Origin of the sequence: Lysobacter sp. Hz25 (assembly GCF_046097045.1) — a bacterium.
Classification (GTDB): Bacteria; Pseudomonadota; Gammaproteobacteria; order Xanthomonadales; family Xanthomonadaceae; genus Lysobacter; species Lysobacter antibioticus_B.
This window is the reverse complement of the sequence record NZ_CP175666.1, coordinates 3557213-3581199: the sequence shown is the minus strand read 5'-3', so window position 1 is coordinate 3581199 and position 23987 is coordinate 3557213. Positions and strand designations below refer to the sequence as shown.

22 protein-coding genes are annotated in these 23987 nt (G+C 68.4%); 11 read left to right on the top strand and 11 right to left on the bottom strand.

Annotated elements, in window-relative coordinates:
- The first annotated feature begins 256 nt into the window (after positions 1-256).
- Positions 257-1651 (top strand): hypothetical protein, encoded by a 1395-nt coding sequence (locus ACKN61_RS14655; RefSeq protein WP_408950151.1) that lies wholly within the window; start codon positions 257-259, stop codon positions 1649-1651.
- A 183-nt stretch (positions 1652-1834) separates the two neighbouring features.
- On the opposite strand, the gene ACKN61_RS14650 is transcribed toward ACKN61_RS14655, so the two are convergent.
- Together ACKN61_RS14650 and ACKN61_RS14645 are read right to left on the bottom strand one after the other, a co-directional pair.
- Positions 1835-3151, bottom strand: a complete 1317-nt coding sequence (locus ACKN61_RS14650; protein WP_408950150.1) for a S41 family peptidase — start codon at positions 3149-3151, stop codon at positions 1835-1837.
- A gap of 133 nt (positions 3152-3284) precedes the next feature.
- The gene (locus tag ACKN61_RS14645; RefSeq protein ID WP_408950149.1) at positions 3285-4436 is read right to left on the bottom strand and encodes a linear amide C-N hydrolase; all 1152 of its coding nucleotides are present in this window, start codon (positions 4434-4436) and stop codon (positions 3285-3287) included.
- A 322-nt stretch (positions 4437-4758) separates the two neighbouring features.
- On the opposite strand from ACKN61_RS14645, the gene ACKN61_RS14640 reads away from it, so the two are divergent.
- From ACKN61_RS14640 to ACKN61_RS14625, 4 genes are all read left to right on the top strand, one after another.
- Entirely contained in the window at positions 4759-5196 is a 438-nt protein-coding gene (locus tag ACKN61_RS14640; RefSeq protein ID WP_408950148.1) for a hypothetical protein, read from the top strand.
- 179 nt (positions 5197-5375) lie between these two features.
- Positions 5376-6812 carry a PhoPQ-activated pathogenicity-related family protein gene (locus ACKN61_RS14635; RefSeq protein ID WP_408950147.1) on the top strand — a complete coding sequence of 479 codons (1437 nt, stop codon included), beginning with the start codon at positions 5376-5378 and terminating at the stop codon, positions 6810-6812.
- 327 nt (positions 6813-7139) lie between these two features.
- The gene (locus ACKN61_RS14630) at positions 7140-7874 is read left to right on the top strand and encodes a hypothetical protein (RefSeq protein ID WP_408950146.1); all 735 of its coding nucleotides are present in this window, start codon (positions 7140-7142) and stop codon (positions 7872-7874) included.
- 162 nt (positions 7875-8036) lie between these two features.
- Positions 8037-8624 (top strand): hypothetical protein, encoded by a 588-nt coding sequence (locus ACKN61_RS14625; RefSeq protein WP_408950145.1) that lies wholly within the window; start codon positions 8037-8039, stop codon positions 8622-8624.
- An 87-nt stretch (positions 8625-8711) separates the two neighbouring features.
- Here the strand turns inward: ACKN61_RS14625 and ACKN61_RS14620 are convergent, their stop codons facing one another.
- On the bottom strand, positions 8712-9677 hold the full coding sequence (locus tag ACKN61_RS14620) for a chitinase (RefSeq protein WP_408950144.1): 966 nt from the start codon (positions 9675-9677) through the stop codon (positions 8712-8714).
- A 430-nt stretch (positions 9678-10107) separates the two neighbouring features.
- On the opposite strand from ACKN61_RS14620, the gene ACKN61_RS14615 reads away from it, so the two are divergent.
- Complete coding sequence (locus ACKN61_RS14615) at positions 10108-10794, top strand: hypothetical protein (protein WP_408950143.1); 687 nt, start codon at positions 10108-10110, stop codon at positions 10792-10794.
- Between the two features lie 131 nt (positions 10795-10925).
- Complete coding sequence (locus ACKN61_RS14610; RefSeq protein WP_057918314.1) at positions 10926-11270, top strand: RidA family protein; 345 nt, start codon at positions 10926-10928, stop codon at positions 11268-11270.
- A 68-nt stretch (positions 11271-11338) separates the two neighbouring features.
- Here the strand turns inward: ACKN61_RS14610 and ACKN61_RS14605 are convergent, their stop codons facing one another.
- From ACKN61_RS14605 to ACKN61_RS14590, 4 genes are all read right to left on the bottom strand, one after another.
- Positions 11339-12163: a gamma-glutamyl-gamma-aminobutyrate hydrolase family protein gene (locus ACKN61_RS14605; RefSeq protein WP_408950142.1), complete on the bottom strand. Its 825-nt coding sequence runs from the start codon at positions 12161-12163 to the stop codon at positions 11339-11341.
- Positions 12164-12174: 11 nt separating this feature from the next.
- Positions 12175-13305: a carboxylate-amine ligase gene (locus tag ACKN61_RS14600; protein WP_408950141.1), complete on the bottom strand. Its 1131-nt coding sequence runs from the start codon at positions 13303-13305 to the stop codon at positions 12175-12177.
- Between the two features lie 132 nt (positions 13306-13437).
- A complete protein-coding gene (locus ACKN61_RS14595; protein WP_408950140.1) occupies positions 13438-14298 on the bottom strand; it encodes a GyrI-like domain-containing protein in 861 nt (286 codons plus the stop codon).
- Positions 14299-14486: 188 nt separating this feature from the next.
- Entirely contained in the window at positions 14487-15548 is a 1062-nt protein-coding gene (locus ACKN61_RS14590) for an oxidoreductase (RefSeq protein WP_408950139.1), read from the bottom strand.
- A 349-nt stretch (positions 15549-15897) separates the two neighbouring features.
- Here ACKN61_RS14590 and ACKN61_RS14585 point away from each other — a divergent pair, with 349 nt between their 5' ends.
- Complete coding sequence (locus ACKN61_RS14585; RefSeq protein ID WP_408950138.1) at positions 15898-17178, top strand: MFS transporter; 1281 nt, start codon at positions 15898-15900, stop codon at positions 17176-17178.
- A gap of 30 nt (positions 17179-17208) precedes the next feature.
- Here ACKN61_RS14585 and ACKN61_RS14580 read toward each other — a convergent pair whose 3' ends face one another.
- A complete protein-coding gene (locus tag ACKN61_RS14580) occupies positions 17209-17895 on the bottom strand; it encodes a TetR/AcrR family transcriptional regulator (RefSeq protein ID WP_408950137.1) in 687 nt (228 codons plus the stop codon).
- 76 nt (positions 17896-17971) lie between these two features.
- Between ACKN61_RS14580 and ACKN61_RS14575 the strand changes: the two genes are divergently transcribed.
- A complete protein-coding gene (locus ACKN61_RS14575) occupies positions 17972-18328 on the top strand; it encodes a darcynin family protein (protein WP_408950136.1) in 357 nt (118 codons plus the stop codon).
- Here the strand turns inward: ACKN61_RS14575 and ACKN61_RS14570 are convergent.
- Together ACKN61_RS14570 and ACKN61_RS14565 are read right to left on the bottom strand one after the other, a co-directional pair.
- Positions 18301-18867 (bottom strand): YgjP-like metallopeptidase domain-containing protein, encoded by a 567-nt coding sequence (locus ACKN61_RS14570; protein ID WP_408950135.1) that lies wholly within the window; start codon positions 18865-18867, stop codon positions 18301-18303. The two genes, ACKN61_RS14575 and ACKN61_RS14570, sit on opposite strands and share 28 nt — an antisense overlap.
- A gap of 78 nt (positions 18868-18945) precedes the next feature.
- Positions 18946-20772 (bottom strand): PHB depolymerase family esterase, encoded by a 1827-nt coding sequence (locus ACKN61_RS14565; protein ID WP_408950134.1) that lies wholly within the window; start codon positions 20770-20772, stop codon positions 18946-18948.
- Positions 20773-20959: 187 nt separating this feature from the next.
- On the opposite strand from ACKN61_RS14565, the gene ACKN61_RS14560 reads away from it, so the two are divergent.
- The gene (locus ACKN61_RS14560; protein WP_408950133.1) at positions 20960-21646 is read left to right on the top strand and encodes a hypothetical protein; all 687 of its coding nucleotides are present in this window, start codon (positions 20960-20962) and stop codon (positions 21644-21646) included.
- A 79-nt stretch (positions 21647-21725) separates the two neighbouring features.
- Here the strand turns inward: ACKN61_RS14560 and ACKN61_RS14555 are convergent, their stop codons facing one another.
- A complete protein-coding gene (locus ACKN61_RS14555) occupies positions 21726-23204 on the bottom strand; it encodes a phospholipase D-like domain-containing protein (protein ID WP_408950132.1) in 1479 nt (492 codons plus the stop codon).
- Positions 23205-23559: 355 nt separating this feature from the next.
- Here ACKN61_RS14555 and ACKN61_RS14550 point away from each other — a divergent pair, with 355 nt between their 5' ends.
- Complete coding sequence (locus tag ACKN61_RS14550; protein WP_200875773.1) at positions 23560-23784, top strand: DUF6229 family protein; 225 nt, start codon at positions 23560-23562, stop codon at positions 23782-23784.
- Positions 23785-23987 lie beyond the last annotated feature (203 nt).

The window sequence follows — 23987 nt, the reverse complement described above, 5'->3', positions numbered from 1 at the left end:
CAGGTCCGGCTTGCATCGCATCCGCGGTTTCGTGCTCGCGACCCTTCCGACGCGGCGAAGGTTTCGTGACCCGCATCGCGCCATCATCATGACGTGGCGCACGGCGCTTAACCGCGCCGTCATGCGTATAGCCATCGGCTATCGCTGCCATCGAATCAAACGATTTCATCCGTGCCTGCGCGAGGACTAGCCTCGAGCAGCGCACCGCGTCCGCGGTGCCCGACAGCGACGTCTTCGCCATCCAGGGAGAAAGACCATGAGGCAGCAGAAGTCTCCACGGCTTCGGCCACTGTGGCTGTTATGTCTAGGCGCACTCGGCGTGTCCGGCATCGCCTTGGCCGCCGATCCTCCGAGCAGCTACATGCCGGTGGTGATCAAGGAAACCTTCGCCGCGATCAAGTCGCGCATGGAGCGCGACAAGCCGGCGGTGATGCAACGCCATCGCAGCCTGCTCGAACAACGCTACGACCTGGGCAACAAACCGGTGCGCGGCGTGAGCATGTCGGGCGGCAAGCCGGTGCAGGGCGGGGTGCGCGCGCGGCTGCCGTCGGGGACGAGTTGGGAAGAGCTTGGCGCGATGAGTCCGGAACAGATCCGCGAGCGCGGCCTGTTTCCGGTCGGGTTCCTGCCCTTGCCGCATCCGAATCATCCCGAAGGCGGCATGCTGTTTCCGCAGTTCCACATCGATGCGCTCAAGCGCGCCGAGCAACGCGACCTGACCCGCTTCGACCTGGATTTCGACCTGCCCGATCATTTTCTTCCGGACTTTCCCGCGCCGATCTATCTGACCACGCGGCCCGACCTGGGCGATGTGTCGAAGGGCCAACTGGTCACGATCAACAACTACTTCGAGCTGTTCAACGGTGTGTTGAACCCCAAGCAGTTGGAAGGCTTGCGCTTGCTGGTGACGCCGTTCGCGCAGCAGCAGTTCAACCAGACCGAGGACCGGCGTTCGGCCCTGCCGAGCCGCGGCGTCGCCTGCCTGGACTGCCACAGCAACGGGCATACGGTCGCGGCGACGCACTTGGTCGGCGACATTCGGCCACAGCCGTTCCGTCATCGCATCGACACCCCGACCTTGCGCGGCGTCAACATCCAGCGCCTGTTCGGTTCGCAGCGGGCCTTGAAGACGGTCGAGGATTTCACCGAGTTCGAGCAGCGCGCGGCCTATTTCGACGGCGACCCGGTGATCGCGACCAAGAAGGGCATCAACATCCTCGATCGCGGCCATCAGGTACACGCGATGGGCGAGTTCCAGGCGCTGCTCGATTTCCCGCCGGCGCCGAAGCTCGACGTGTTCGGCCGCCTCAAGGCCGATGCCGGCGAGGCCGAGAAGCGCGGCGAGGCTTTGTTTTTCGGCAAGGCGCAATGCTCGGCCTGTCACACGCCGCCGTATTACACCGACAACAGCATGCATAACTTGCGGGTCGAGCGCTTCTTCAAGCCGCACACGATCAACGGCCGCTACGCCAGCGCCGATGGGCCGATCAAGACCTTCCCGCTGCGCGGCATCAAGGACTCGCCGCCGTACTTGCACGACGGCCGCCTGTTGACCCTGGAGGACACGGTGGAGTTCTTCAATGTCGTATTGCAGACGCGTTTGGAGCAGCAGGAGAAAGAAGACCTGGTCGCGTTCCTGCGTCAGCTGTGATCGGGTGCAGAGCGTCGGCAGCCCGGCCGGAGGCGGATGATAGGGGTCGCCGACCCAGGCTGCGACGCTCTGCACAGACACCAAACGCAGGCCAGCCGGGCCTGTGAAGGACGACGCGCGGCGCGATGCCGCCGCGCGTCGCCGGCAGGCCGTGCTGATACGGCCGCTTCAACGCCCGCCGCTTCAGCGCCTGTAGCGGTTGGCGCTGCCGTCCGGGCGCAGGGTTTCCAGTGCGGCCACGCGGCCGTCGCCGTTGCGCTCGAAGCGCACCCGTACGCTCGGGTCGTCGACGAGGTAGAACAGGTCGCGTTCGAGCGCCGCCAGGGGCTGCTGCGGGCGTTTGCCGTTGCGCAGATACAGACGGCCGGCGACCTCTTCGATGCGCATGCGATCGTATTGGCCGGTGTACTCGGCGTGGGCCAGCGCCGGCACGGAGGCGGACTCGGCGCGCACCGCGTCGAGCGCCCAGCGCGCATCGATCGCATCGCCGCCGCTCAGGCCTTTCTTCAGCAGACTGTCCAGGGCAAGCGCTTGCGCCGTGCGCAAAGCCTCGCGTTGCGGCACGGCGACGTCGGGGGCGATGCCGCTGCCCTCCCAGTTGCGATGGGTGATCGGGCTGGTCGGTGAGCCGGTCGCGACGAAAACGCTGAAGCCGTTGCCGGCGTCGATCTCGGCGCCGGGATTGGCGGCACCGGCGCTGGTCTCGCCGATCACCACCGCGCGGCCGACGTTCTTGAGGGTATAGACCAGGGCCTCGGCGGCGGAGGCGGTGCGCGGGCTGGTCAGCAGATACAGCGGCACGTCCAGGCGTGGGTTCGGGTACCAGTCCACAGGCGCCTCGGAGGTGCTGCCGAGGGCGTCGCCATCGCGCCAGCGGAAGCTGCTGTAGATGTCGGCGCCTTTCGGGGTGAACGCGCTGACCAGATAGCCGACCGAGACCGGCGAGCCGCCGCCGTTGTCGCGCAGGTCGATGATCAGCGCATCGGTGGAGGCCAGCAGTTGCAGCGCCGATTCGAGGGCGACGCGCGCCGGCGTGCGCGGCTCGCCGAAGCGGAAGTCGGCGAACTCTTTCAGATCCAGATAGCCGAGATTGCCGGGCAGGATCTCGACCCGATGCACGCCGTAGTTGCGGCGACGCGCGTAATCGACGGGCTGGGCCACGTTCGGGCCGGGCCGTCCGCGCGGCTCGGCAGCGCGCTGTTCGGGCGGGAGCCAGTTGACCCGGAAATGGCCGTCGTGGGACTTGATGCGTTCGGTCAAGGCGGTGACGAGGTCGCGCGGGTCGGTGTAGCGGTCGAACTCACCTGCGGCTGCGGCCTTGCGCAAGCCCGCGGCGATCTCGGCGGCGCATTCGACGTCGTAGTAGTGGTCCTGGATGCTGCGGGCGACATCGGCGACGGTGTCGCGCGGCGTCGGCGCGGCGGCGTGGACGGTGCCGGGCAGGCACAGCAGCAACAACGGGGCGAGCAGGCAATGGACCAGACGCTGAGCGGTACGCATGAGAGTCTCCGGGGAAGGTCGCCGCCGCGGACGATGCCGGGGCGGCGAGCGGCAAGGGGCCGTGTCTTCCGTGGATGCGATAGGGCACCGATGCGTCGCAGGTTCGGCTCAGGGCGCTTGCCGACGCCCGGACTCAGGCGAAGCCGCTGCTGACGTCGGTGTACCAGGTGCTCGAGCCGGGCATGATCGGGATCGATTTGAACTCCTTGGGCTTGACGCTGCCGCCGCCGAAATCGACGGTGGTCAGGTCGACCAGCTGCAGGCTGCTGTTGAAGGCGCTGCTGAAGTAATAGGCGAAGTTGCTGTGATCGCGCACGACTTGCCACATGGTCCAGTCGCCGAGGGTGGGATGGATCGACGGCGGCTTCGCTTCGATCAGCGCCGAACCGTAAGGCGTGGCCTGGATCATCTGCACCATCTGCATGGCGACGTTGACGATGGTCTGGCTGCTGTCGGTAGCGCCGGCCTTGGGCGCGGTCGGCAACCAGCCGGCGCCGTCGGACGGCAGCAAGTGATAGCCCTTGCGGAAGGTCGCGGCCTTGACGAAGCGCGAAGCCGACATGATGTCGCCGGGCAGGCCGAGCAGGCCGCTGCCGACCGGCGGGCCGGCATTGGCCGAGGTCGAAGTGCCGGTGCCTTCGACCTTGAGGTGGGCGTAGTTGGCCAGGTTGGTGCGTTGCCAATCGTAGGGCGGGGCATTGGTCAGCACGCCGTCGCCGGTGGCGCCGTTGTCGTAGTCGGGCGGGTAGACGTTGGTGGCGCCGCCGATGAATTCGATGACCACGCTGGCGCCGCTGGAGTCGGTGATGATGAAGTGCAGCGGCAGATAGGTCTTGGCGGTGCTCGCCGGGCCGACGATCTCGATGTTGGGCAGGGCCTGCAGCAGGTCGGCGACGCTGGAGAACTGGCTCATCGCCCAGGCGCCGAGGTCGGAGAATTCCAGGGCGTCGTGCATGCCGCGGTGGGCGGTCGCGTATTGCGTACCCGGCAACCACAACGATGCGCAGGACAGCCCGACTTCGTTGATGCCGTCCATGAAGCAGGCGAATTCCGGCATCGCCTGCGGGTCGGCGATGCCGACGAAGCCATAGGTGCCGGTCCAAGAATGCGAGCGGTTGGGGAACAGGGGGAACTTCTGTTGCGCGGGCACGCGGTAAAGGTTGCTCGCCAGCGTGCCGGTGAGTTCCATGCAGCGCGCGGAGAGGTACTGCACGGAGTTGCTGGAGGCCGGGACGGCCGGAACGGCGAGCAGAAAATTGGTGCACATGGTGATCTCCTTGGCCATGAGCGGATCGGATGAGCCGGATGCGGGCTGCCGCGGCCCCTCGCATGCGAAGGCCGGCGGCCTTCGTGCGGCTCTTGTACTTCGGGGTGGGGTCCGTGGTTGCGACAAGCCACGCAGAATCGACGGGCGCGGATGCGGGCCGACGACCGCTCGTCGTACGGCCGCGTTGTGCCTGTCCCCGCGACGCGGTTCGGCAACCGCCACGTCCGCGGCCGGCGCGACCGTTGCTTTCGGCACTCGCGCACAGTTTTCGCGCCGGGCAGGATCGCCCGATGCCGATCCAAGCTCTCTACTTCGTCCATGCTTCCGGGCCCGAGGCCGCATGATGTCGCAGCTCTCGCAGCCCTGGTTGTTGTTCGCCGCGATCCTCAATGGGCTGGCGGCGTTGGCCCATGTCGCAGTGATCTTCGGCGGCGCCGCCTGGTATCGCTTCTTCGGCGCCGGCGAAGGCATGGCGCGCATGGACGAAGCCGGCCGTCTGTATCCGGCCGCGCTCACCGCCTGCATCGCCCTGATGCTGGCGATCTGGGGCGGGTATGCCTTGTCGGGCTCGGGCCTGATCGCGCCGTGGCCCTGGGCCAAGCCGGCGCTGTGCGCGATCACCGCGGTGTATCTGCTGCGCGGGCTCGTGGTGGTGCCGATGGCGGTGGCTTCGGTGCCGCAGCCGGCGACCCCGTTCTGGTATTGGAGCTCGGCGATCTGCTTCGCCATCGGGCTGGTCCATCTGTTCGGATTGATCGGCGCCTGGCGCAACCTGTAGGCCGCGCCGTCGGCCGATCTCTGCGCTGCCGCACAGGCCCGGCCCGGGTTTGCGTTTAGGCTGGACGCCGATACGGCGGGCGAGGGCTGAATACGATGAATCGGACGACGAGTCGGAGGACGGTTCCGAGCATTCGACAACCGAAGAAACAGCGGTTGCTGGGCTGGGGATTGGCGGCGATGGCGCTCGCGTCGAGCGCGACCGCCGTGGCCGCGGCTTCGACAGCCGCGCCGGATACGTCCGGCCATCGCATCGATTACAGCCAGGTCTGGCCCGACTATCGCCAGCGCCAGGCGCGCGTGCCGCTGCGTTACGAAAGCCTCGGCAGCACGCCGCTGGAGGACGTGGAGAAACGCAGTTATCGTCTGGCTTCGCAGCGTTGGCCCGAGAGCGGCGGCGCCATCCCGCCCGAATGGACGCATCGGGTCGACATCTACATTCCCGATGTGGCCCGGCCGAAGTCGGCCTTGCTGGTGATCAACAACGGCAGCAATCGCGCCAGCGGCAACGACCCGGTGCGGCCGCCGAGCGATTTCGACGAGACCCTGGCGCTCGAAGTCGCCCGCAGCACCCACACCATCGTGGTCTCGGTGTCGGACGTGCCGAACCAATACCTGACCCTGCCCGGAGAGACGGTCGCGAAGAAAGAGGACGTGCTGGTCGCCGCGACCTGGCGCCGTTTCCTCGACGACCCTGCCGCGAACACGACCTTGCCGCTGCACGTGCCGATGGCCGAAAGCGCGGTCAAGGCGATGGACCTGGCCGAGCGCGAACTGCGCGGCTGGCGGGTGCGTTCGTTCGTCGTCGCCGGCGCGTCCAAGCGCGCCTGGACCGCGTGGCTGACCGCGATCGGCGACCCGCGCGTGGAGGCCATCGTCTCCTACGTCATCGACATGCGCATCCAGGCGTTGATCGAACACATCAACCGCAGCTACGGCGGCGGTTGGCCGATCGCCTTGCAGCCCTATCACCAGGAAGGCATCACCACGCGCTACCGGCAGCCCGAGTTCGACGACCTGATGAAGATCGAAGACCCTTACGCTTATCTGCGCACGCGCCACCGCCAGCGTCTGCGCATTCCGAAGTACCTGGTCAGCGCCAGCGGCGACGATTTCTTCCCGCCCGATGCGCAGCGGCTTTATGTCGACGATCTGCCCGGAGCGACCAGTCTGCGCGCGGCGCCGAACTCCGATCACGGCGGGGTGCGCCGGCATATGCGCGAGACCCTGATCCCGGCTTTGCAACGCTGGGGGCGCAACCAATCCCTGCCGAGCGTGCGCGCACGCTTGAACCAACGCGGGAGCCAGCTGCGACTGAGCGCGCGCGCCTCGGAGCGGCCGGTCAGCGCCAAGCTGTGGGTCGCCGACAATCCGAACGGCCGCGATTTCCGCTACGCCTGCGGCATCCGTTATCGCGAATCGCCGTTGCCGCTGACCCGCAACGGCGTCGAGGCCGAACTGAGTCTGCCCGCGTCGGGCTGGTCGGCGGCTTTCGTCGAATTCGCCTTCGCCGACGGCTTCGTCGCCACCACGCCGGTGCATGTGTATCCGGAAAAGACCTTTCCGCAGCAACCGCCGCCGAACGGCAGCGGCGCTTGCCTGATCGTGCCTCAATAGCGCGCGCCGCGGTAAACAGAGCCACGGCGATGCGCCCGGCGCGCATCGGCTTGTGCACAGACAGACCGAAAACGCGCCCACGGACGACCTTGTCCGAAACCAGCGAGTAAACGCCTGGCACGCGGCCTAGTTTCGCGCCGAGGGTGCTTGCTGGATGGCGATCCGTTGCCGAACCCTCCCGACGCGGCCCGTTATCGCGGGTGACCGCCGGGAGCGCTTGCGCCTTCGCCAAGGCAATCGCCCGAGGCCTGCGCGCGCGTCCGCACTCCATCGCATCCGCTCGCGCAGACACCGTCGCCGTATCCACCTCAGCCGAGGGATCGTCCCATGCGCCAGACCCGTATCTCCTTCCTGCTTTCCGTCTTGCTCGCCTGCAGCGCTTCGGCGCAGGCCGGCAGCCCCGCCGTCGACAACGGCAGCCACCACGCCAACCAGCGCGTGCTGTATCCACGCGATTCGCGACCGTTCGGCAAGAGCATGTCGACCTGGGGCGAAACCGCTTCGCAATGGGTGTATGCGCAACCCTTGGAGCGCAGCCCGCTGTACGACCCGACCGGCGCCAACTGCGCGGTCGACCAGCACGGCCCGGTCTGGTACATCGCCCGCATCGCCGGGCCGCCGGTGTTCAGCGGCACGCGTCATTGCACGATCCCGCGCGGTAAATCGATCCTGCTCTACATCGGCGCTGTGGTGAACACCTATCCCTGTCCCGACCCCAACTTCGACCCGGCGCCGGGCCAATCCTTGTACGACTTCCTGCGCCAGGATGCGGCCGCGGCGATGGACACGGTGAACCTGCTCGAAGTGAGCCTGGACGGGCGTCCGATCCGCGATGTGTTCGGTTATCGCTACGCGTCCGACAACCTGTTCTCGATCAAGGGCGATCTGAGCCTGCGCCCGCGCATGGACGGCTGCATCACCGGCGCCTGGCAGCCGGCGGTGGTCGATGGTTTCTTCATGATGTTCAAGCCGCTCGCGCCGGGTTCGCATACGTTGGTCGTGCACGGCACCAATACGATCGGCCACGACAAGACCTTCACCTATTACCTCACCGCCGAATGATCGGATAGGCGGAGCCCGGCCTTTCGGCCCGTGCCGGCGGTCGCGACCCGCGCAAGCCGCGCGCCACGATCGCCGGCTTCACGCCCGTCCGTCTCTGGCGTTCTGTGTCCCGATGTCGCCCTGCGGGGTAGGCTGTGGCCATCGGACCAGGGAGACAGGGGCATGGAAGGTAGGATCGCAGGCGCAGGCGCATGGCTGCTGGCGTTGGCCTTGTCGGCCTGCGTCGGCCCGGACGACGAGAACGCGAAGTCGCCGGTCGCCGCCGCACCGCCATCGCCGCCCGCGACCGTGCCCGCGGCGGCCGCAGCGTTCGATTTCGCCGCCTGGGTCGCCGCCAATGCGGCTTGCCAGGGCGAGTACTTCGCCGACGTGCAGGAACCTGCGTTCGCGCAGACCTTGCGCCAGGCCGGTGTCGCGGTCGACCCGGACAGCAATCTCGGCGACGTCGGCCCCGGCTGGGGCACGCTGACCCCGAGCCGTCCCACGCGTCTGCACGGTTTCCGGGTGCGCCGCGTCGATTACGACTTCGGCAGCGGTTCGACCTTCGCCGTGGTCGTCGAGGCGAGCGCGGAACAAGCGCGCGCGGCGATCGGCGCGCAGCCGGTGCCCGAGGCCTATCGCGAGTACTTCAAGCTCGGTGTGCCGACCGCGAAGCCGAGCGAGGACGTGCCGATGCCGGATCTGCGCTTCGTGCGTGCCGGCGAGCAGGCGGGCACGCAGGAGATCGGCTGCGCCGCCTTCGATGGCTGAGGCGCGCGCGTCACGTCCGCCACCGCAGAACGTCCGGCCGCGCGCATGCGGCGGCCGGACGCGGCATCGATCGAGGCGCGGTGCCGATCAACAGGTGAGGTTGTTGCCCGGCGGCACGCCGAGGATCGCGGCGAAGTTGCGGTAGTAGGTGCCGCGGTTGAGCATTTGCTGGTGGCCCAGGCCGCTGGCGTTGCATTCGATGCCGCCGTTGATCGCGCGGATGGTCTCGCCGAACGCGCGCAGGTTCACCATCGCCTGATGCGGCGTATTGCTGGCGCCGCCGCGTTGGGTCATCCAGTACCACAGCGCGGTCTGCCAGGCGATCGCGGCGTTGGTCGCGACCAGGTCGGGGTTGTTGAGCAGGTCCAGGCCGAGTGCGTTGCCGGCGGCGGCGTAGTTGTAGTTCCAGCTGAGCTGGATCGGCCCGCGCCCGTAGTACTGCTTGTTGCCGCAGGTGCCGGCCGGTGCGCAGTAATGGTTCCAGTTGGCCTGGTTGAGCTCGCGGATATGCACCAGCCCGCCGGTTTCCTGGTTGACGTTGGCGAGGAAGGCCGCCGCTTCCTGGCGGGCGATGGTGTCGCCGCCTTCGTGGGCGAAGTTCGGATACGACTTGATCGCCGCGACCAGGCCAGCGTAGGTGTAGAAGGGGTTGCGGTTCGGGAACATCTGGTTGAACTGCGCCTGGGTGACGATGAAGCCGCCGCCGCCCGGCGGGGTGGTGTTGTCGCAACTGGTCGGCTGCCAGTACCAGGTGCTGATGGTCGGGTCGGTGCCGTCGCTGCCGTTGCTGCCGACGTTGACCAGCTTGTAGTACTGGCCGTTGGGCAGGTATTTGACGATGGTGCCGAGCGTGTAGTTGATGCCGCGGCTCCAGTCGACGTAGCTGCAGGTCGCGCTGGGCCCGACCTGCGTCGTCGTGTTCGGTGCAGCGGACAAGTCTTCGCGCGGCGCCTGCGGTGCGGCGAAAACGCCGTGGGCGCAGAGCAGGCCGGCAACGGCCCAGGCGGTGCGGCGGCGCTTGCCGTAGGGGGCGGTCTGGTAGGGTGCGTTCATTACGTATCCTCGGTTGTGGACGCTCGGTCCCCCCGGGGTACGCATGCGGTCGATCCGGATGCGAGGCGTTGGATGCGGCTTGCTTATGCTTATGGGCCTTGCCTGCGGTCAGGCACCGCCGCTGCGACCGGTGCGATAGCCGGTCGTTCCCAGGATCGGCATGCGTCCATCCAGGCCGCATGCGGGTGGCGACGGTCGCGAACGACCTGCAAACGACTGTAGCGGCGCGGTCGCCGGCGAATCCGGGACGCGGTCGCGAAACGCGTCCGGGCCCGGCCCGCGCTCGCTTCGAAGCGGCCGAGGCGCGACCGCGGTCGCATTTGCGTTGCGATGCGGCAACCGTTCCGGGCCGTCGCGGGGTATAAAGCGGTCGGGGCGGCCAAGGCCCGGCCGATCGATACGGGCCGTCCTCACTGCACGAGGTGATGCGATGAAACGTGGCGCAAATGCAGTTGGCGCAGTTCTTTGCGGCGTGATGCTGTCCGTGGCGCTGTGCGCCTGCAGCGGCCAGGCCGAGCGCGAGGCGGCGCAGAAACCGGCGCGCGCCGGCGTGCCGATCGACCGCAACGAAACCGCCGAGCGCCTGGCGAAGATGCGCGGCCAGGCGATCGCCGGCGACCAGGTCGCCTTGCACCAGAACGTCGAGGCGCTCGACCGCGATCTGCGGCGCGCGATCCGCCTGGTCGACCCGGCCCGCCGGATCGATCGCGAGAATGCGCGCATCGCCGCCAAGAGCGTGGCCGGCGTGCGTTCGGCGGTATGGGTGGACGACGAAAACCTGTTGGCCATCGTCGACCGTAACGGCCAGCGCAGCTACGGCACCATCGATGCGATCTGCAACCGGCTCGAACCGATGGGCGACACCCTCGGGGTGGTGATCAATCTGCAGAGCGGCGCGGCGCAGACCGGCGACGAGCTCGAGATCCTCAGCCGCAACTGCCAGCTCAAGCCCGGCGAACGCGCGGTGGCACAGGCGCACCGCCAGATCGACGTGCTGCCGCCGGACGTGCGCGCCCAGCATCGCGCCAATGCCGACGCCGCGCTGAGCGGCCCGGACCGCAGCGGCGAGCGCGAGGAAAGCGAGCGCATCATCGAGGCCAGCACGCCGGAGCTGTAGCGCCATCCGGGATCTGCGAAAGAATGCGCCAGAGGACGAGGCCGCCGGTCACGACGGTCCGGTGAGGCATTGTGCGTGTGCGCGGCGTCGGTTTGACCGACAATGGCCGCCCCACATCCAGGAGGTGATGCATGATCCAGCGATTCGACGTCGGCGCGCGTTTGTCGGAAATGGCGATCCATAACGGCGTGGCCTACCTGGCCGGCCAGGTGCCCGACAGCGAGGACCTCGACATCGCCGGCCAGACCCGCGAAACCCTGGCCTCGATCGATGCCTTGCTCGCGCGCGCCGGCACCGACAAGACCCGCATCCTGATGGCGCAGATCTTCCTGGCCGACATGGAGGATTTCGCCGGCATGAACGCAGTGTGGGATCGCTGGGTCGCGGCCGGGCATACGCCGCCGCGCGCGACCGTGCAGGCCCCGCTGGCCAATCCGAAATTCCGCGTCGAGATCGTGGTGACGGCAGCGCTGTAAGCGGCCGTTCTCCCGCGACCGTCGCCGCAGTGCGGTGCGGTCGCTTCGGCGGACTCACTCGAGCCCATTCAGGCCGCTTCGGCCTGCTCGCGCTGGCGCGCCGCTTCCATGAAAGCCATCAGCAAGGGGCGCCCCGGCAACAGTTCGGGAAAGCGCTGGTCGTGGAACTCCGGGTGCCATTGCACGCCGACCACGAAGCCGGCGCCGGCGCTGCGGATGCATTCGGGAATGCCGTCCTCCGACCAGGCTTCCACTTCCAGGCCCTCGCCGAGGTTCTTGATGCCCTGGTGATGGATCGAATTGACCTGCGCCTGCGCCTGCGGGTACAGCCCGGCGAACCAGCCGCCCTCGCGGATCCGCAGCGGGTGCGCGTGTTCGTCGTAGCGCGCCGGAATGTAGTGCTGATTGCGGGTGGCGCCGCCGTCGACCAGGTCCTGGTAGAGATTGCCGCCGTGGGCGACGTTGATCAGCTGCATGCCGCGGCAGATGCCGAGCACCGGTTTGCCGGCCTCGATGAAGGCGCGCAGCAGGTTCAACTCGAAGCGGTCGCGCTCCGGGTCGGTGGTCATCAGCATTTCGCTGGGGCGCTCGCCGTAGGCCTGCGGGTCGATGTCGGCGCCGCCCTGCAGGATCAGGCCGTCGAGCGAACGCGCGTAATCGCGCACCGACAAATCGGTGGCCTGCACTTCGCCCAGGGCGTCGACGGTCGGGATCATCACCACCAGCGCGCCGCTCGACATGACCCAGTGCGCCATCGATTGCTCGAGGTATTGCAGGGTCTTGTTGCGGAAGCCGTACGCCGGCGGCAGGTTGCGCATCAGGCGCGGCGACAGACCGATCAGCAGTTTGCGGGCGGGCGCGGGCAGGGCGGGGTCTCGGTCGTTCGCGGACATGGTCGCGGGCCTCAGGCAGCGGGTACGGTGGTGTGCAGCAGCCAATCGACCACCGACCTCAGCGCCGCCGCGCGGGTCGCGCCGCCGTCGCGTTGTTGGCGGTACAGGGCCAGTTGCGCATGCGCGCTGGTGCCGCGCGCCAGGATGTCGTCGATCGAGGCCAGGGCCTCGACGCAGTCCAGCGCTTGCGCATCCTCGCGGCAGAGTGCGCGCAGTCGTTGCAACTGGTCCAGCGCCGGCTCGGTGTTGCCGCGTTCGTCGATGAACTCGGCTTGCAGGCCGAAGCGTTTGGCGCGCCAGCGATTTTCGTCGATGATCCGGCGCACGGCGGCGTTGCATGGCGGCGCCTCGGCCGGATGCATGACCAGATGGCGCATCAGGCAGCGGTACAGCGCCGCGATCGCCAGGCTGTCGTCCAGGTGGGTGCAGGCATCGGCGATGCGCAACTCGACGGTCGGGAAATTCGGCGAGGGCCGGATCGCCCACCACAGCGAACTGGCGTCGGCGATCGCGCCGGCGCGCACCAACACCGCGGCGAAGGCGTCGTAATCGGCTTCGCTCTCGAAGAAATCCGGGATGCCGGTGCGCGGCCATTCGTCGTACATGGCCTGGCGGTAACTCATCAGGCCGGTGCGCAGGCGGTCCCAGAACGGCGACGAGGTCGACAGCGCCAACAGCAACGGCAGCCACGGCATCGCCCGGTTCATGACCTGGACGCGGTCGACGTCGTCGGGCAGTTGCACGTGCACGTGCAGGCCGCAGACCAGGCTGCGCCGCGCGACGACCTGGAAATCCTCGACCAGGCGCCGGTAGTGCGGCTTGTCGGTCTCGCTCTGTTCGCGCCACAGGCCCAGCGGATGGGTGCCGGCGGCGAGCAGGGCCAGCCCGTGCTCGTGGGCGAGCGCGGACAGGCCGCGGCGCAGGTCGCCGAGTTGGCGCCGGGCCTGGCCGACGTCGCACAGGATCGGCGAGGCGATTTCGATCTGCGCCTGCAGCAGTTCGCTCTCGATGGCATCGCCGAACTCGGCGCGGGCCCGCTTCCACAAACGCGACGGTACCTGCGAGGCCAGCAGCCGGGATTCCGGGCGGACCAGGAAAAATTCTTCCTCGATGCCGAAACTGTAATCGCACTGCGCGCTCATCGCGGATCGTTCCGCGACTGCGACGGGGTCGATGTCGTCATGGCCCCAAGGTAACGCCCCGGATGTAAGCACGAGTTGAAGAGAGGCGGCCGGCGCGCGCGGCCGCCTCTGCTCGGGACTCCGTTCTAGGGCCTACTTCAAGGGCAGGCAGATCGCGGTCTTCCATTCGGCCGGCGGCAAGCTCGAGGGGTCGTTGAGGTATTCCTCGTACACCGGCGCGTCGCCGGCTTCCTCGAAGCTCGCCGGCAACCATTGGCAGAACAACCAGTCGTAGGCGCGGTGCAGCTCGTTGTAGGGGCCGGTGTGCACGACCACGGCATGACGGCCGCCGGCGATTTCGACCCAGCGCATGCCCTCGCCGAGCTCGGTGCCGCCCGGCACCGTCAGGCAGGCGTCCGAGCGCAGTTGATCCTGCGGCGTATCGGCTGGGCTGTCGTAGTAGATGCCGAGGCAACGCGTGTCCTGGCGCATCAGCCCGCGCGGGCCGGCCCAGGCGTACAAGGCGTGGAAGGTGTTGCCGATGGCTTGGTAATCGCCGGTGTGCGGCAGGGCGACGGTACGGATCGGGGCGAGGGTGGTGATTTCGGCGCTGTACATCAGGCTCTCCAGGGTCGGGTCGAAGGCTGCGCGCGATAACGCGGGCAGGGCGGCACGACGCTTGCGGAACGCGGCCGGCGCACAGGCGTAGGTGGCGCCGAATGCGCGGGTGAACGCGGCCACGCTGCCGTAACCGGCGCGGCCGGCGATCTGGCCGATGCTGTGTTCGGTGGTCAGCAGATCGTTGGCGGCGCGATGCAGGCGCAACCGGCGCTGGGTGCTGGCGATGGTCTCGCCCATCAGGCCGTGGTAGACCCGATGGAAATGGAACGGCGAGAAATGCCCGGCTTCGGCGAGCTGGGCCAGCGTCAGCGGTTGGTCGAGCCGGCTCGACATGAAGGCCACGACCTTCTCGATGCGAGCGCTGTAGTGGTCGAAGGTGCTGTTGCGGTTCAAGCGGGGCTCCGGTGGCGTCGTGCGGGGCCAGTCTGGGCCGGCGGACTTGATCCAGGTTGCGGATTTGCGGGAAGCGCCCCGGCCGGGGCGGGAGACGGCGATCGTCCGCGATGCCTTGTCGTCGCGTCGTGGCGGCAGCGAAGTTTCCGCCATCGAGCACGCAGCCTGGCTCCGGCGAAGGCGATGCGTCAGGCGAAACCGGCGCGTTCGCTGTCGCTCAAGGCCGGCACCACGGCACGGCCGGAGGCCGCCGATTCCACCGCCGCTTCCAGCACCGCCATCACCGCGATCGCCTGCGCCGGCGTCACCGGATTCTCGCCGTGACCGAGCAGTGCATCGCGCACCGCCATGTAGTAACGGCGTTGGTCGCCGGCCGGTGTAGGCAAACGACGGGCGCCGTCGGCGTCGTGCAGGATCAGTTCGTCGTCGTCGCGCCCCCACTCGGCCGCACCCGGACGCATGCCCGACAACAACTGCGTTTCCTGACGGTCGGCCAGAGCCTTGACCACGCTGCCGCGGGTGCCGTGCACCAGGAAACGCGGGCTGCCGCCGGCGGCGAGCATGCTGCCGTGCAGGATCACGCGGCGGGTGCCGTATTCGAGCACCGCATGCGCCCAGTCGCTGACCTGCGCGCCGGGACGCTGGGTCGCGAGGCTGGCGATCACCCGCTCGGGCAAGCCGAACAGGTGCAGGGCCTGGTCGACCAAGTGCGGGCCCAGGTCCCACCACAGCCCGCTGCCGGGGCCGGCCTGTTCGCGCCAACGTTCGCGCACCTGCGGCCGATAGCGGTCGATATGCGACTCGAAATGCGCGACCTCGCCCAGCAGTCCGTCGTCGATGACCTGCCTGATGCCGAGGTAGTCGCTGTCCCAACGGCGGTTCTGGAACACCGACAGCAGACGACCGTGTTGGGCGGCCAACGCGGCCAACCCGCGCGCCTCGGCGAGGTCGAGGGTGAAGGGCTTGTCGACCACCACGTGCTTGCCGGCGGCGAGCGCGGCGCGCGCGAGCGGTGCGTGGCTGTCGTTCGGCGTGGCGATGACCACCAGATCGGCGCGCGCATCGGTCGCCGCAGCAAAGGGATCGGCGAGCACCGCGACCTCGGGGTGATCGGCCTGGACCTTGCCGGCATCGCGCGAGCCGACCACGCTCAGGCGCAGGCCCGGCGTCGCCGCGATCAGCGGCGCATGGAAGGTCTGGCCGGCGAAGCCGTAGCCGATCAGGGCGACGCGGATGGAGGGTGCGCTCATTGCCGGGACTCGTGCGGGGGATGCGGACACCTTGCCGGATCGGCGCGCGCGCGGCCACTGGGGGTTCGGGGCAGTCGGGTTGCGCCGGGTGTGCACAAGCTTTGGCGTAGCGGCGCGGCCGCTCGCGAGGAGTAGGCCGGCGGCCAATTATCCGCCGATCATCGGCGTGATCGGACGCAGGACGGTCGCGGCTCGACGCAAGGAATTCCCTGTGGGGCGCCGCTCCTGACCGGGTAGTGCAGGCCGGCGGGACGCGCGGATACGGCCCGATTCCACCGTCGCGACCCGCGCTGGCCTGCGAGGGCCCGGATCGGGTAACAATTCACCGGTCCCCAGGTTGGAAAACGCAATGAGCGCAGCTGCACCGGCGTCCGCCAATTCCCCGTCCCGCGTGCTGTTCGCCAGCCTGATCGGCACCACCATCGAGTTCTTCGACTTCTACATCTACGCCACCGCGGCGGTGTTGGTGTTCCCGAAGCTGTTCTTCCCTTCGGCCGATCCGGCCTCGGCGACCTTGCAGTCGCTGGCGACCTTTGCCCTGGCGTTCTTCGCCCGCCCGGTCGGCTCGGCGGTGTTCGGCCACTTCGGCGACCGCGTCGGGCGCAAGGCGACCCTGGTCGCGGCGCTGCTGACCATGGGCTTGTCGACGGTGGCGATCGGCCTGTTGCCGACCCATCAAAGCATCGGTATCGCCGCGCCGATCCTGTTGGCGCTGTGCCGCTTCGGCCAGGGCCTGGGGCTCGGCGGCGAGTGGGGCGGTGCGGTGCTGCTGGCGACCGAGAACGCGCCGCCCGGCAAACGCGCCTGGTACGGCATGTTCCCGCAGCTCGGTGCGCCGATCGGCTTCTTCCTGTCGACCGGCATCTTCCTGCTGCTGACCGACACCATGGGCGACGAGGCTTTCTTCGCCTGGGGCTGGCGGGTGCCGTTCCTGGCCAGCGCGGTGCTGGTGTTCGTCGGCCTGTGGGTGCGGCTGCGGATCAGCGAAACCCCGGCGTTCCAGCGCGCGATCGATCACCACGAACGCGTGCGCCTGCCGATGCTCGAGGTGCTGGTCAAACATCCCGGCGCCCTGGTCGCCGGCACCTTCGCCGCGCTCGCGACCTTCGTGCTGTTCTATCTGATGACGGTGTTCGCGTTGAGCTGGGGCACCTCGCAACTGGGCTATTCGCGCGAGCAGTTCCTGCAACTGCAACTCGGCGGCGTGTTGTGTTTCGCCGCGACCATCCCCTTGTCGGCGATGTTCGCCGACCGCCGCGGCCGGCGCCTGGCGATGATCCTGTCGACCCTGGCGATCCTGTTGTTCGGGATTTTCTTCGCGCCCTTGTTCGCGACCGGCAGCGCCTGGGGCACCTTGCTGTTCCTCGGCCTGGGCCTGGGCATCATGGGCCTGACCTACGGCCCGCTCGGCACCATCCTCGCCGAGATGTTCCCGACCCCGGTGCGCTACACCGGCGCTTCGCTGGCCTTCAACCTGGCCGGCATCTTCGGCGCGTCGCTGGCGCCCTACATCGCGACCTGGCTCGCCGGGCGCTACGGCCTGGCCTATGTCGGCTATTACCTGGCCGCGGCGGCGGCGTTGACCCTGATCGCCTTGCTGGCGGTGCGCGAGGATCGCAGCGCGACTTGATTCGCGGTCGGTGATCGACGCCCTGCGGCGCTAGCGGGCGCTGCCAGGCGGGTCCTTGCGCTTGCGCGTCTTCGCGATCGTGTCGGCGGCGCGCGGCGGTCCCAGATAGCCGAACAGCGCGTGCAGCACGCGCCGTTGCAGCGGCGCGGCCTCGGTTTCGCCGCGTTCGCCGGCGGCATCGACCAGGCTGCGCACGATGGCGATGGTGTCCAGGGCGAGGATCTCCGCGGCGGTGGCGCCATCGCCGACGACGACGGGCGCATCCGGCCGCTGCAGCAGGGCGAGCACGCAGGTTTGCGCGGCGCGGTCGACCTGCAGGTCGCGGTCGCGCAGCGGCAGGCGCCGTTCCTCGAAATCCAGCAGCCGCGCCAGGGCCGGCCGGTGCAGTTGATGGGCGATCGCCGCGCGCACCAGGGCAACGACGCCGTCGGCATAGCTCGCCTGTCCCGGCACCGCGGCCAGATCGGCGAGCAGGGTGGCGGTCTCGCGATCGATCAGCGCCGCGGTCAACGCGTCCTTGTTGGGGAAGTATTGGTACAGCGAGCCGACGCTGACGCCGGCGCGCTCGGCGACGGCGTTGGTGTTGTACGCCGGCAGGCCGCCGCGTTCGAGAATGCGAGCCGCCGCTTCCAGGATCGCCGCGACGGTTTCGGCGGCGCGGCTTTGGCTGGGTTTTTTACGCGGTTTCAGGCTGGTTTTGCGGCGCGGCGAGGGCATGGCGAATGCGAGTAGTGAATGTGAGCAATCGCTCATATTGTGTTCTCACTTTCCCCGCAACGCCAACGAGAACCTCATGAGCGAGCAACAAGAGGCCTTCCCCCTGACCGTGTTCATGCTGGTCAAGACCCAGCCGGCATGGCTGGCCTTCGACATCGACACCCGCTTCCGCCTGCTCGACGAGCACGTCGCCCCGATCCTGCGCAAGCATCGCGACGAGGTCGGCCTGCGCTTCTACGACATCGAGTTCTACAACGCCCGTGTCACCGATATCTGGCAATGGCAGGCGCGCAGCCACCATGCCTATGAACTGGTGGTCGAGGCCCTGCGCGAAACGCCGTTCTGGGACCGCTATTTCGCGATCGTCGAGATATTGCCGGGCGTCGAGAACGCCTATGCGAGCAACTACGGCCGGACGCCGCTCGCGGCCTGAGCGTCGGCGCCGTCGGACGTCGCGGCGCCGGGCTCGCGCCGGGTCGCGGCTTCCAGTTCGAGCTGGGTCAGGTACAGGCGCAGGTCGAACTCGTGCTGGTGATAGTCCGGGTTCATGTGCGCGCACAGCTGATAGAAGGGCTTGTCGTGGTCGCGGTGCTTGAGATGGGCCAATTCGTGCACCGCGATCATCTCCAGGAACTCGGCCGGCGCATCGCGGAACAAGGTGGCGATGCGGATTTCGCGCGCGGCCTTGAGCCGGCCGCCCTGGACCCGCGAGATCGCCGTGTGCGTGCCCAGCGCATGCCGGACCACATGCAGCTTGTTGTCGTAGATCACCTTGTTGAGCGGGTCGCTCTTGCGCATGTAGCGGTCCTTGATCTGGACCACGTACTCGAACAAGGCCTTGTCGTCGCGCACCTGGTGGCGGCTGCTGTAGCGGTTGCGCAGCACTTCGCCCAGGCGCCCGCTGTCGATCAGCGCGCGCACCTGGTTCAGCACGCGCTCGTTGTAGCCGCGCAGGTAGCGAAGGTCGTCCATGCGCGAACGATACGGCAAACCCGTCCCGGGCCGCGAGACGGCAGTCTGGTCGTTGCCGCGCCGGCGCTGAATTGGGACTCAGGGCCGGTATTCGACCCGCAATGTTGCGCTCGCCCCGCGGTCGATCCACAGGTAGTGGGTAGAGCCCGGCGCCTGCTCGAAACGCAGGCGCAACTGGGTGCGGCCGCCGCGGTTGAGCGCATTCAGGCCGGCCGCGCTGAATGCGGTGCTGGTCTGGCGGCCGCCGCTGAAGCGCGCGAGTTCCGCCACCGCCGTTGCATCGGCCGCGGTCGAATAGTCGCCGGCTTCGATGGTGCAGGCGCCGAAGCAACCGCTGCGCACGTCGACCCGCAGGCGATTGCCGGCAGGCTGGCTCCAGGGATCGCCGTAGGCGCTGCGGTAGGCGACGCTGAGCGAGGCCGCGACCACTGCGGCGCCATCGGGCAGGGCCGAGGTGTCGAACGAGAGCAGGCTGCGGTTGTATTTGCCGTCGCTGCCGCGGCCGATCGCCAGGCCATAGCTCGCTTCGAGGGTGCCGACCGCGGCCGCGCTGGCGTCGGCATTGGCCTTGACGTAGCCGTCGTTGGCGTCTTCGTTGTCGAATTCCATCACCAGCGGCGGTCCGCTGGTACCGCCGCTGACCTCGACCTGGACGGCGAGCGAGACGGCGGTGTTGCCGGTCACGTCCTCGGCGCGCGCCTGCAGATGGTGGATACCGTTGCTGGCGGTGCTGCTGTTCCAGCTCGCCGCATAGGGCGCTTCGCCATCGCTGGCGAGCAGCGCGCCGTCGATGAGGAAATCCACGCGCTCCACGCCGACATCGTCGCTGGCGTTCGCGCCGAGGGCGACCACGCCGCTGACCGAGGCGCCGTTGGCCGGCGAGGTCAGCGCGACCTGCGGCGGATTCGGGTCCAGATCGTCCAGCCCCCAGAAGCGGCCGATGTAGTAGCTCGAACACAGGTTGACATCGAGCACGTAGGCGCCGGCCGTGCCGCACTGGCTTTCGCCGCTGCCGGGGTCGACCGGCGTGCCGTGGCCCATGCCGGTGATCGAGTAGGTTTCCACGCGCGGCTGCCCGGCGGCATCGCGATAGACCTTATGCGGATAGCCGGCGACGCTGTCTTCGACGTCGGCGACCGCGTCGATGCCATGTACGTTGGTCCATTGCTGCAGACTTTCGGCTTGATTGGCCGGACGCACGACGTAGTCGGCGTCGCCGTGCCAAATCGAGACGATCGGCCAGGGGCCGGCGTGGCTGCTCGCGGCGCGCACCTTGTCGCCCCATTGCGCCGGGGTCAGGTCGGTGCCGGGCGACATGCACGAAAACGCCGCGCTGGAGCCCAACGCGCAGCGGTAGGGAATGCCGGCGACGATGGCGCCGCCGGCGAACACTTCGGGGTAGGTCGCCAGCATCACCGCGGTCATGGCGCCGCCCGAGGACAGGCCGGTGATATAGACGCGGTCGGCGGCGCCGGCGTGATCGCTGCGCATGCGCTCGATCATCTGCCGGATCGACAAGGCCTCGCCCTGGCCGCGCGTGCTGTCGCCGCTCTCGAACCAGTTGAAGCAGGCATTGGCGTTGTTGGCGCTTTGCTGCTGCGGCAGCAGCAGGGCGAAATGCCAGCGCTGGGCGAGCAACTCCCAGCCGGTTTCGGCGTCGTAGCTGGCCGCGCTCTGGGCGCAGCCGTGCAGGGCCACGACCAGGGGCGCATCGGCCGGCAATCCGGGCGGCACGTATTTGTACATGCGCAGATTGCCCGGGTTGCTGCCGAAGCCGGTGACTTCGGTCAAGGCCAGCGCCGGCGTCGCCGCGCACAGCGCGCCGAGGGCGAGGGCGCAGCCGGCGATGCGTGCGGCCGGGCGATGCGGACGCAGACTCGCGAAGGGGCGGTGCGAAGCGGACATGCGATCGACTCCCACGCCGGTAGCGAGTCCGGCGTGGCCGCAGTGGGCCACCGCGGGCCCGCGCGCGCCATCGTCCGATGGGGCACATTGCGCTGCAGCACGGGGCCGCGCCGCTGCGTCGCGGGCTGGGCGATACTGCCGCCAGCCGCGATCGCGCGGCCGCAGATGCCGATCCGGAGCGGTCCACATGCACTACCTGTCTCAAGACCTGGCCTGGGTGATCGACGGCTTGCCGCCGTTGGCCCTGGCCAAGCCGCATTTCCTCGCCGCCATGCTCGCCGCGGGCGAAGAACATGCGCTGGTGCTGGCCGAATACCCGCAGGCCCGGCATGAAGATCTGGAGGCGTACTACCTCAGCCTGCGCGGTATCGGCGCTCTCGACGAGGATCTGCTCCACGACCTGCTGTTCGCGCATTCCTTCCGCGAGCTGGCCTGCGGCGCCTGGCTGGCGGCCTTGGCGCCGCAACCGTCGTATCGCCGGCACCTGCTCGAAGCGCGCGACCGCGCGCCGCATCAGCAGTACTTGGTCGATCTGGCCCTGGCCATGCTCGACGGCGACGGTCGCAACGGCGGCGAATGGCCTTGCGATGCGCAGACCTTCGCCGACACGCGCCGCATCCGTACCGCGCTGGATGCCTTGCCGAGGCCGGCGGTGCCGTTGCGTCGCGCACCTGCACCGTCGCTACAGCAGCGTCTGCAGGAAGAGGACCAACGCATCCGCGAGCTCTACCGTCGCGAAGGCAGCGCCGCGGCGCTGGCGGCGATGAGCGGCAGCGCTACGGCGTTCTATCGCATGGACTATCCGGCCTGGCATCGCCTCGGCTGTCCCGGCCTGGAGGAATTCCTGGCCGGGCAGGGCGGCCGCGACGCTTGAATTCGCTGCACGGCGCGGTTGCCGACGGTCGCGACCGCACCAGGGCGAGGCGTTCTTGCGCCGTCGTTCGTCGCCGCCGTCAGTAGCTCGACAGCCCGCTGGCTTCGCCGAAGCGGTACCAGAGTTTGCGCCAGCCGGATTCGTCGGCGTAGGCCGGATAGTCGACGCTGATGCCGCGGTGGTCGCCGTTGCCCCAGCTCTGCTCGAAATAGCCCGCGGCCTGGCGCGCGACCGGCGCGTCGGACTCGGCTACGACACGCACGCTGCTTTCCAGGTTGTAGTCGTCGAGGTTGCGGCGGGTGTAGTTGGCCGAGCCGGCGATCAGTTCGATGCGACCGTCGCGGGCGGTCTTCAGCAGCAGCTTGGCGTGGCATTGTTCGCCGTGGGTGTCGCACCAGCGCAGGGGCACGCCGGCGGCATGCAGCTCGCTGGCGACCTGGCGATTCGGCACGCCGTCCTTCTTGCGCCCGAACGCGTCTTCGTTGGGATCGAGCAGCACGCGCAGGGCGACGCCGCGTTTGTGCGCGGCGACCACGGCGTGGACCAGGTCGCGATGGGAGAAATAGAACACCGCGATGTCGATGCGGTCGCCGCCGCGCGCACCGTCGATGGCGGCGAGCAAACCGTCGCGGATCTTGGCTTCGGTCAGCAATTGCACGCGCGGCGCCGAGGTGGTGTCGACGATGGTCGGCGGCGGCGCCGCGACCGGCAGGCCTTGCGGCCAGCGCCCGTGCGACATCGCCACCACTGCGCGTTCGCTCATCAGCACGTCGAGCGCCGCCGCGCCATGAAAGCGCAAGGCGATATTACCGTGGCGGCTGCTGCCGTCGTGCGGGTTGGCCGAAGACACCAGGGCGGTCCAGCCATCGCCCTCGTCGACGACCAGGGTCTTGCGATGGTTGGCGTTGAGATTGAACAGAGCGAACCAACTGCGCAGGGTGACCTTGCCCGGGCCGAACGGATTTGCCAGCCAGCCGCCCTGCGCGTCGTTGCCGGCCCAACTGCAGCACAGATGCCACAGCCCCGACCAGGCCGGGTTCGGCGTGCGCAGGCGACGCAGGTCGGTGATCACCACTTCCACGCCGGCCGCGTGCAAGGCCTGCAATTGCGTGGATTCCAGGCCGCCGTACACGGTGTTGATCGGATCGGTGATCAGCACCGCGCGCAATTGCGGCACGGCGCGTTTGCGCGCGATCAAGGCCGCGCTGAGTTCGTTGCTCAGGCGACGGTGCCGCGGGCTGCCGGCATCGCCGCCGAAGTCGTTGAACAGGAACAGGTCGGCGACAACACCGCGCTGCGCCTGGCCGATCAGGCGCAGGGTTTCGTCGAATATGTGTTGCTCGGCGAGCCCTTGTTTGGCGCCGTCGACCCAGGTGACGTCGGTCAACAACTCGACGTTGTCGGCCGAACGCAAGGGCCAGTGCTGGCTGATGCCGGGCGGCAAGGGTTTGTAGACGTGATAGACGCCCATCGCCAACCAGGCCAGCGCGAATACGGCGAAGGCCGAACGCAGCCAGCGGCGTCGGCGGGGGGCGGGCGGATCGAGTTCGATGTTCAAGGTATTCCTGTCGGCTGGCGCCGTGCATTCCGTGACGAAGTTATAGGACTGGACATGCGCCGTCGTTGTCGCTCGGCATCGATGCGGCGCGAGCCCCGCGACGACACCGCGTTGCAGGGTGCGGCATGGCCGGTCAAGGCGAGGTCATGCGCAATCCGATGGTGCATTGCAGCGGCGTAATTGACAGTTGACATCGGCCGGTCCGAGCGCGCAGCGTGTCGGCGCGGAGTTGAGGCGACGGGGTTCGATGGCGGCACGTTATCGCTCCGGAGCAAAGGGCTTCGCTTACGTTCGACGTCAACGATCGGGACCGGCCCAGGCTCGGATATCGATGAACGGATGTCCGGGATGGACTGTGACCGATTTCACTTATGTTGTGAACAAGGAGAAGTTTATGCAACAGATCGACGACATCGTTTCGGGCTGGCTGAATGGTGCGGAAGGCGGCATGGAAAATCCTGCCGGCCCGCTGTACATCGAAGGCACGTCCGCGACCGAAGCCGCGTTGACCGACAGCAGCCTGCCGCTGTGGACGCGTTGCAGCAGCTGTAGCGCTTCCGGCGGCGGCCAGTGCTGCTAAGCCGTAGCTGAAGGGCTCGCTCCCGATGCGAGTCGGGAGCGAGTTTTTGCGGCCGGCGGCGACGATCAGGTCCGCGGCCGCCATCGCCACCACGAGCCCGACCCCACCGCGCCGCCGCGCATCGATAGCCGCGCGGGGCAACGCCTGCATGCCGAGCGATCGAGCGTCGCCGCCGCACGCGTGCCGCGCCAGCCGGGCCCGTG

Excerpts from the sequence above, each read along its gene's own strand:
- ACKN61_RS14585 (WP_408950138.1), top strand. The coding sequence starts at position 15,898 with ATGAGCGCAGCTGCACCGGCGTCCGCCAATTCCCCGTCCCGCGTGCTG.
- ACKN61_RS14630 (WP_408950146.1), top strand. The coding sequence starts at position 7,140 with ATGCGCCAGACCCGTATCTCCTTCCTGCTTTCCGTCTTGCTCGCCTGC.
- ACKN61_RS14635 (WP_408950147.1), top strand. The coding sequence starts at position 5,376 with ATGGCGCTCGCGTCGAGCGCGACCGCCGTGGCCGCGGCTTCGACAGCC.
- ACKN61_RS14565 (WP_408950134.1), bottom strand. The coding sequence starts at position 20,772 with ATGTCCGCTTCGCACCGCCCCTTCGCGAGTCTGCGTCCGCATCGCCCG.
- ACKN61_RS14655 (WP_408950151.1), top strand. The coding sequence starts at position 257 with ATGAGGCAGCAGAAGTCTCCACGGCTTCGGCCACTGTGGCTGTTATGT.
- ACKN61_RS14620 (WP_408950144.1), bottom strand. The coding sequence starts at position 9,677 with ATGAACGCACCCTACCAGACCGCCCCCTACGGCAAGCGCCGCCGCACC.
- ACKN61_RS14570 (WP_408950135.1), bottom strand. The coding sequence starts at position 18,867 with ATGGACGACCTTCGCTACCTGCGCGGCTACAACGAGCGCGTGCTGAAC.
- ACKN61_RS14575 (WP_408950136.1), top strand. The coding sequence starts at position 17,972 with ATGAGCGAGCAACAAGAGGCCTTCCCCCTGACCGTGTTCATGCTGGTC.
- ACKN61_RS14625 (WP_408950145.1), top strand. The coding sequence starts at position 8,037 with ATGGAAGGTAGGATCGCAGGCGCAGGCGCATGGCTGCTGGCGTTGGCC.
- ACKN61_RS14610 (WP_057918314.1), top strand. The coding sequence starts at position 10,926 with ATGATCCAGCGATTCGACGTCGGCGCGCGTTTGTCGGAAATGGCGATC.
- ACKN61_RS14600 (WP_408950141.1), bottom strand. The coding sequence starts at position 13,305 with ATGAGCGCGCAGTGCGATTACAGTTTCGGCATCGAGGAAGAATTTTTC.
- ACKN61_RS14650 (WP_408950150.1), bottom strand. The coding sequence starts at position 3,151 with ATGCGTACCGCTCAGCGTCTGGTCCATTGCCTGCTCGCCCCGTTGTTG.
- ACKN61_RS14560 (WP_408950133.1), top strand. The coding sequence starts at position 20,960 with ATGCACTACCTGTCTCAAGACCTGGCCTGGGTGATCGACGGCTTGCCG.
- ACKN61_RS14580 (WP_408950137.1), bottom strand. The coding sequence starts at position 17,895 with ATGCCCTCGCCGCGCCGCAAAACCAGCCTGAAACCGCGTAAAAAACCC.
- ACKN61_RS14640 (WP_408950148.1), top strand. The coding sequence starts at position 4,759 with ATGATGTCGCAGCTCTCGCAGCCCTGGTTGTTGTTCGCCGCGATCCTC.
- ACKN61_RS14605 (WP_408950142.1), bottom strand. The coding sequence starts at position 12,163 with ATGTCCGCGAACGACCGAGACCCCGCCCTGCCCGCGCCCGCCCGCAAA.
- ACKN61_RS14645 (WP_408950149.1), bottom strand. The coding sequence starts at position 4,436 with ATGGCCAAGGAGATCACCATGTGCACCAATTTTCTGCTCGCCGTTCCG.
- ACKN61_RS14615 (WP_408950143.1), top strand. The coding sequence starts at position 10,108 with ATGAAACGTGGCGCAAATGCAGTTGGCGCAGTTCTTTGCGGCGTGATG.
- ACKN61_RS14590 (WP_408950139.1), bottom strand. The coding sequence starts at position 15,548 with ATGAGCGCACCCTCCATCCGCGTCGCCCTGATCGGCTACGGCTTCGCC.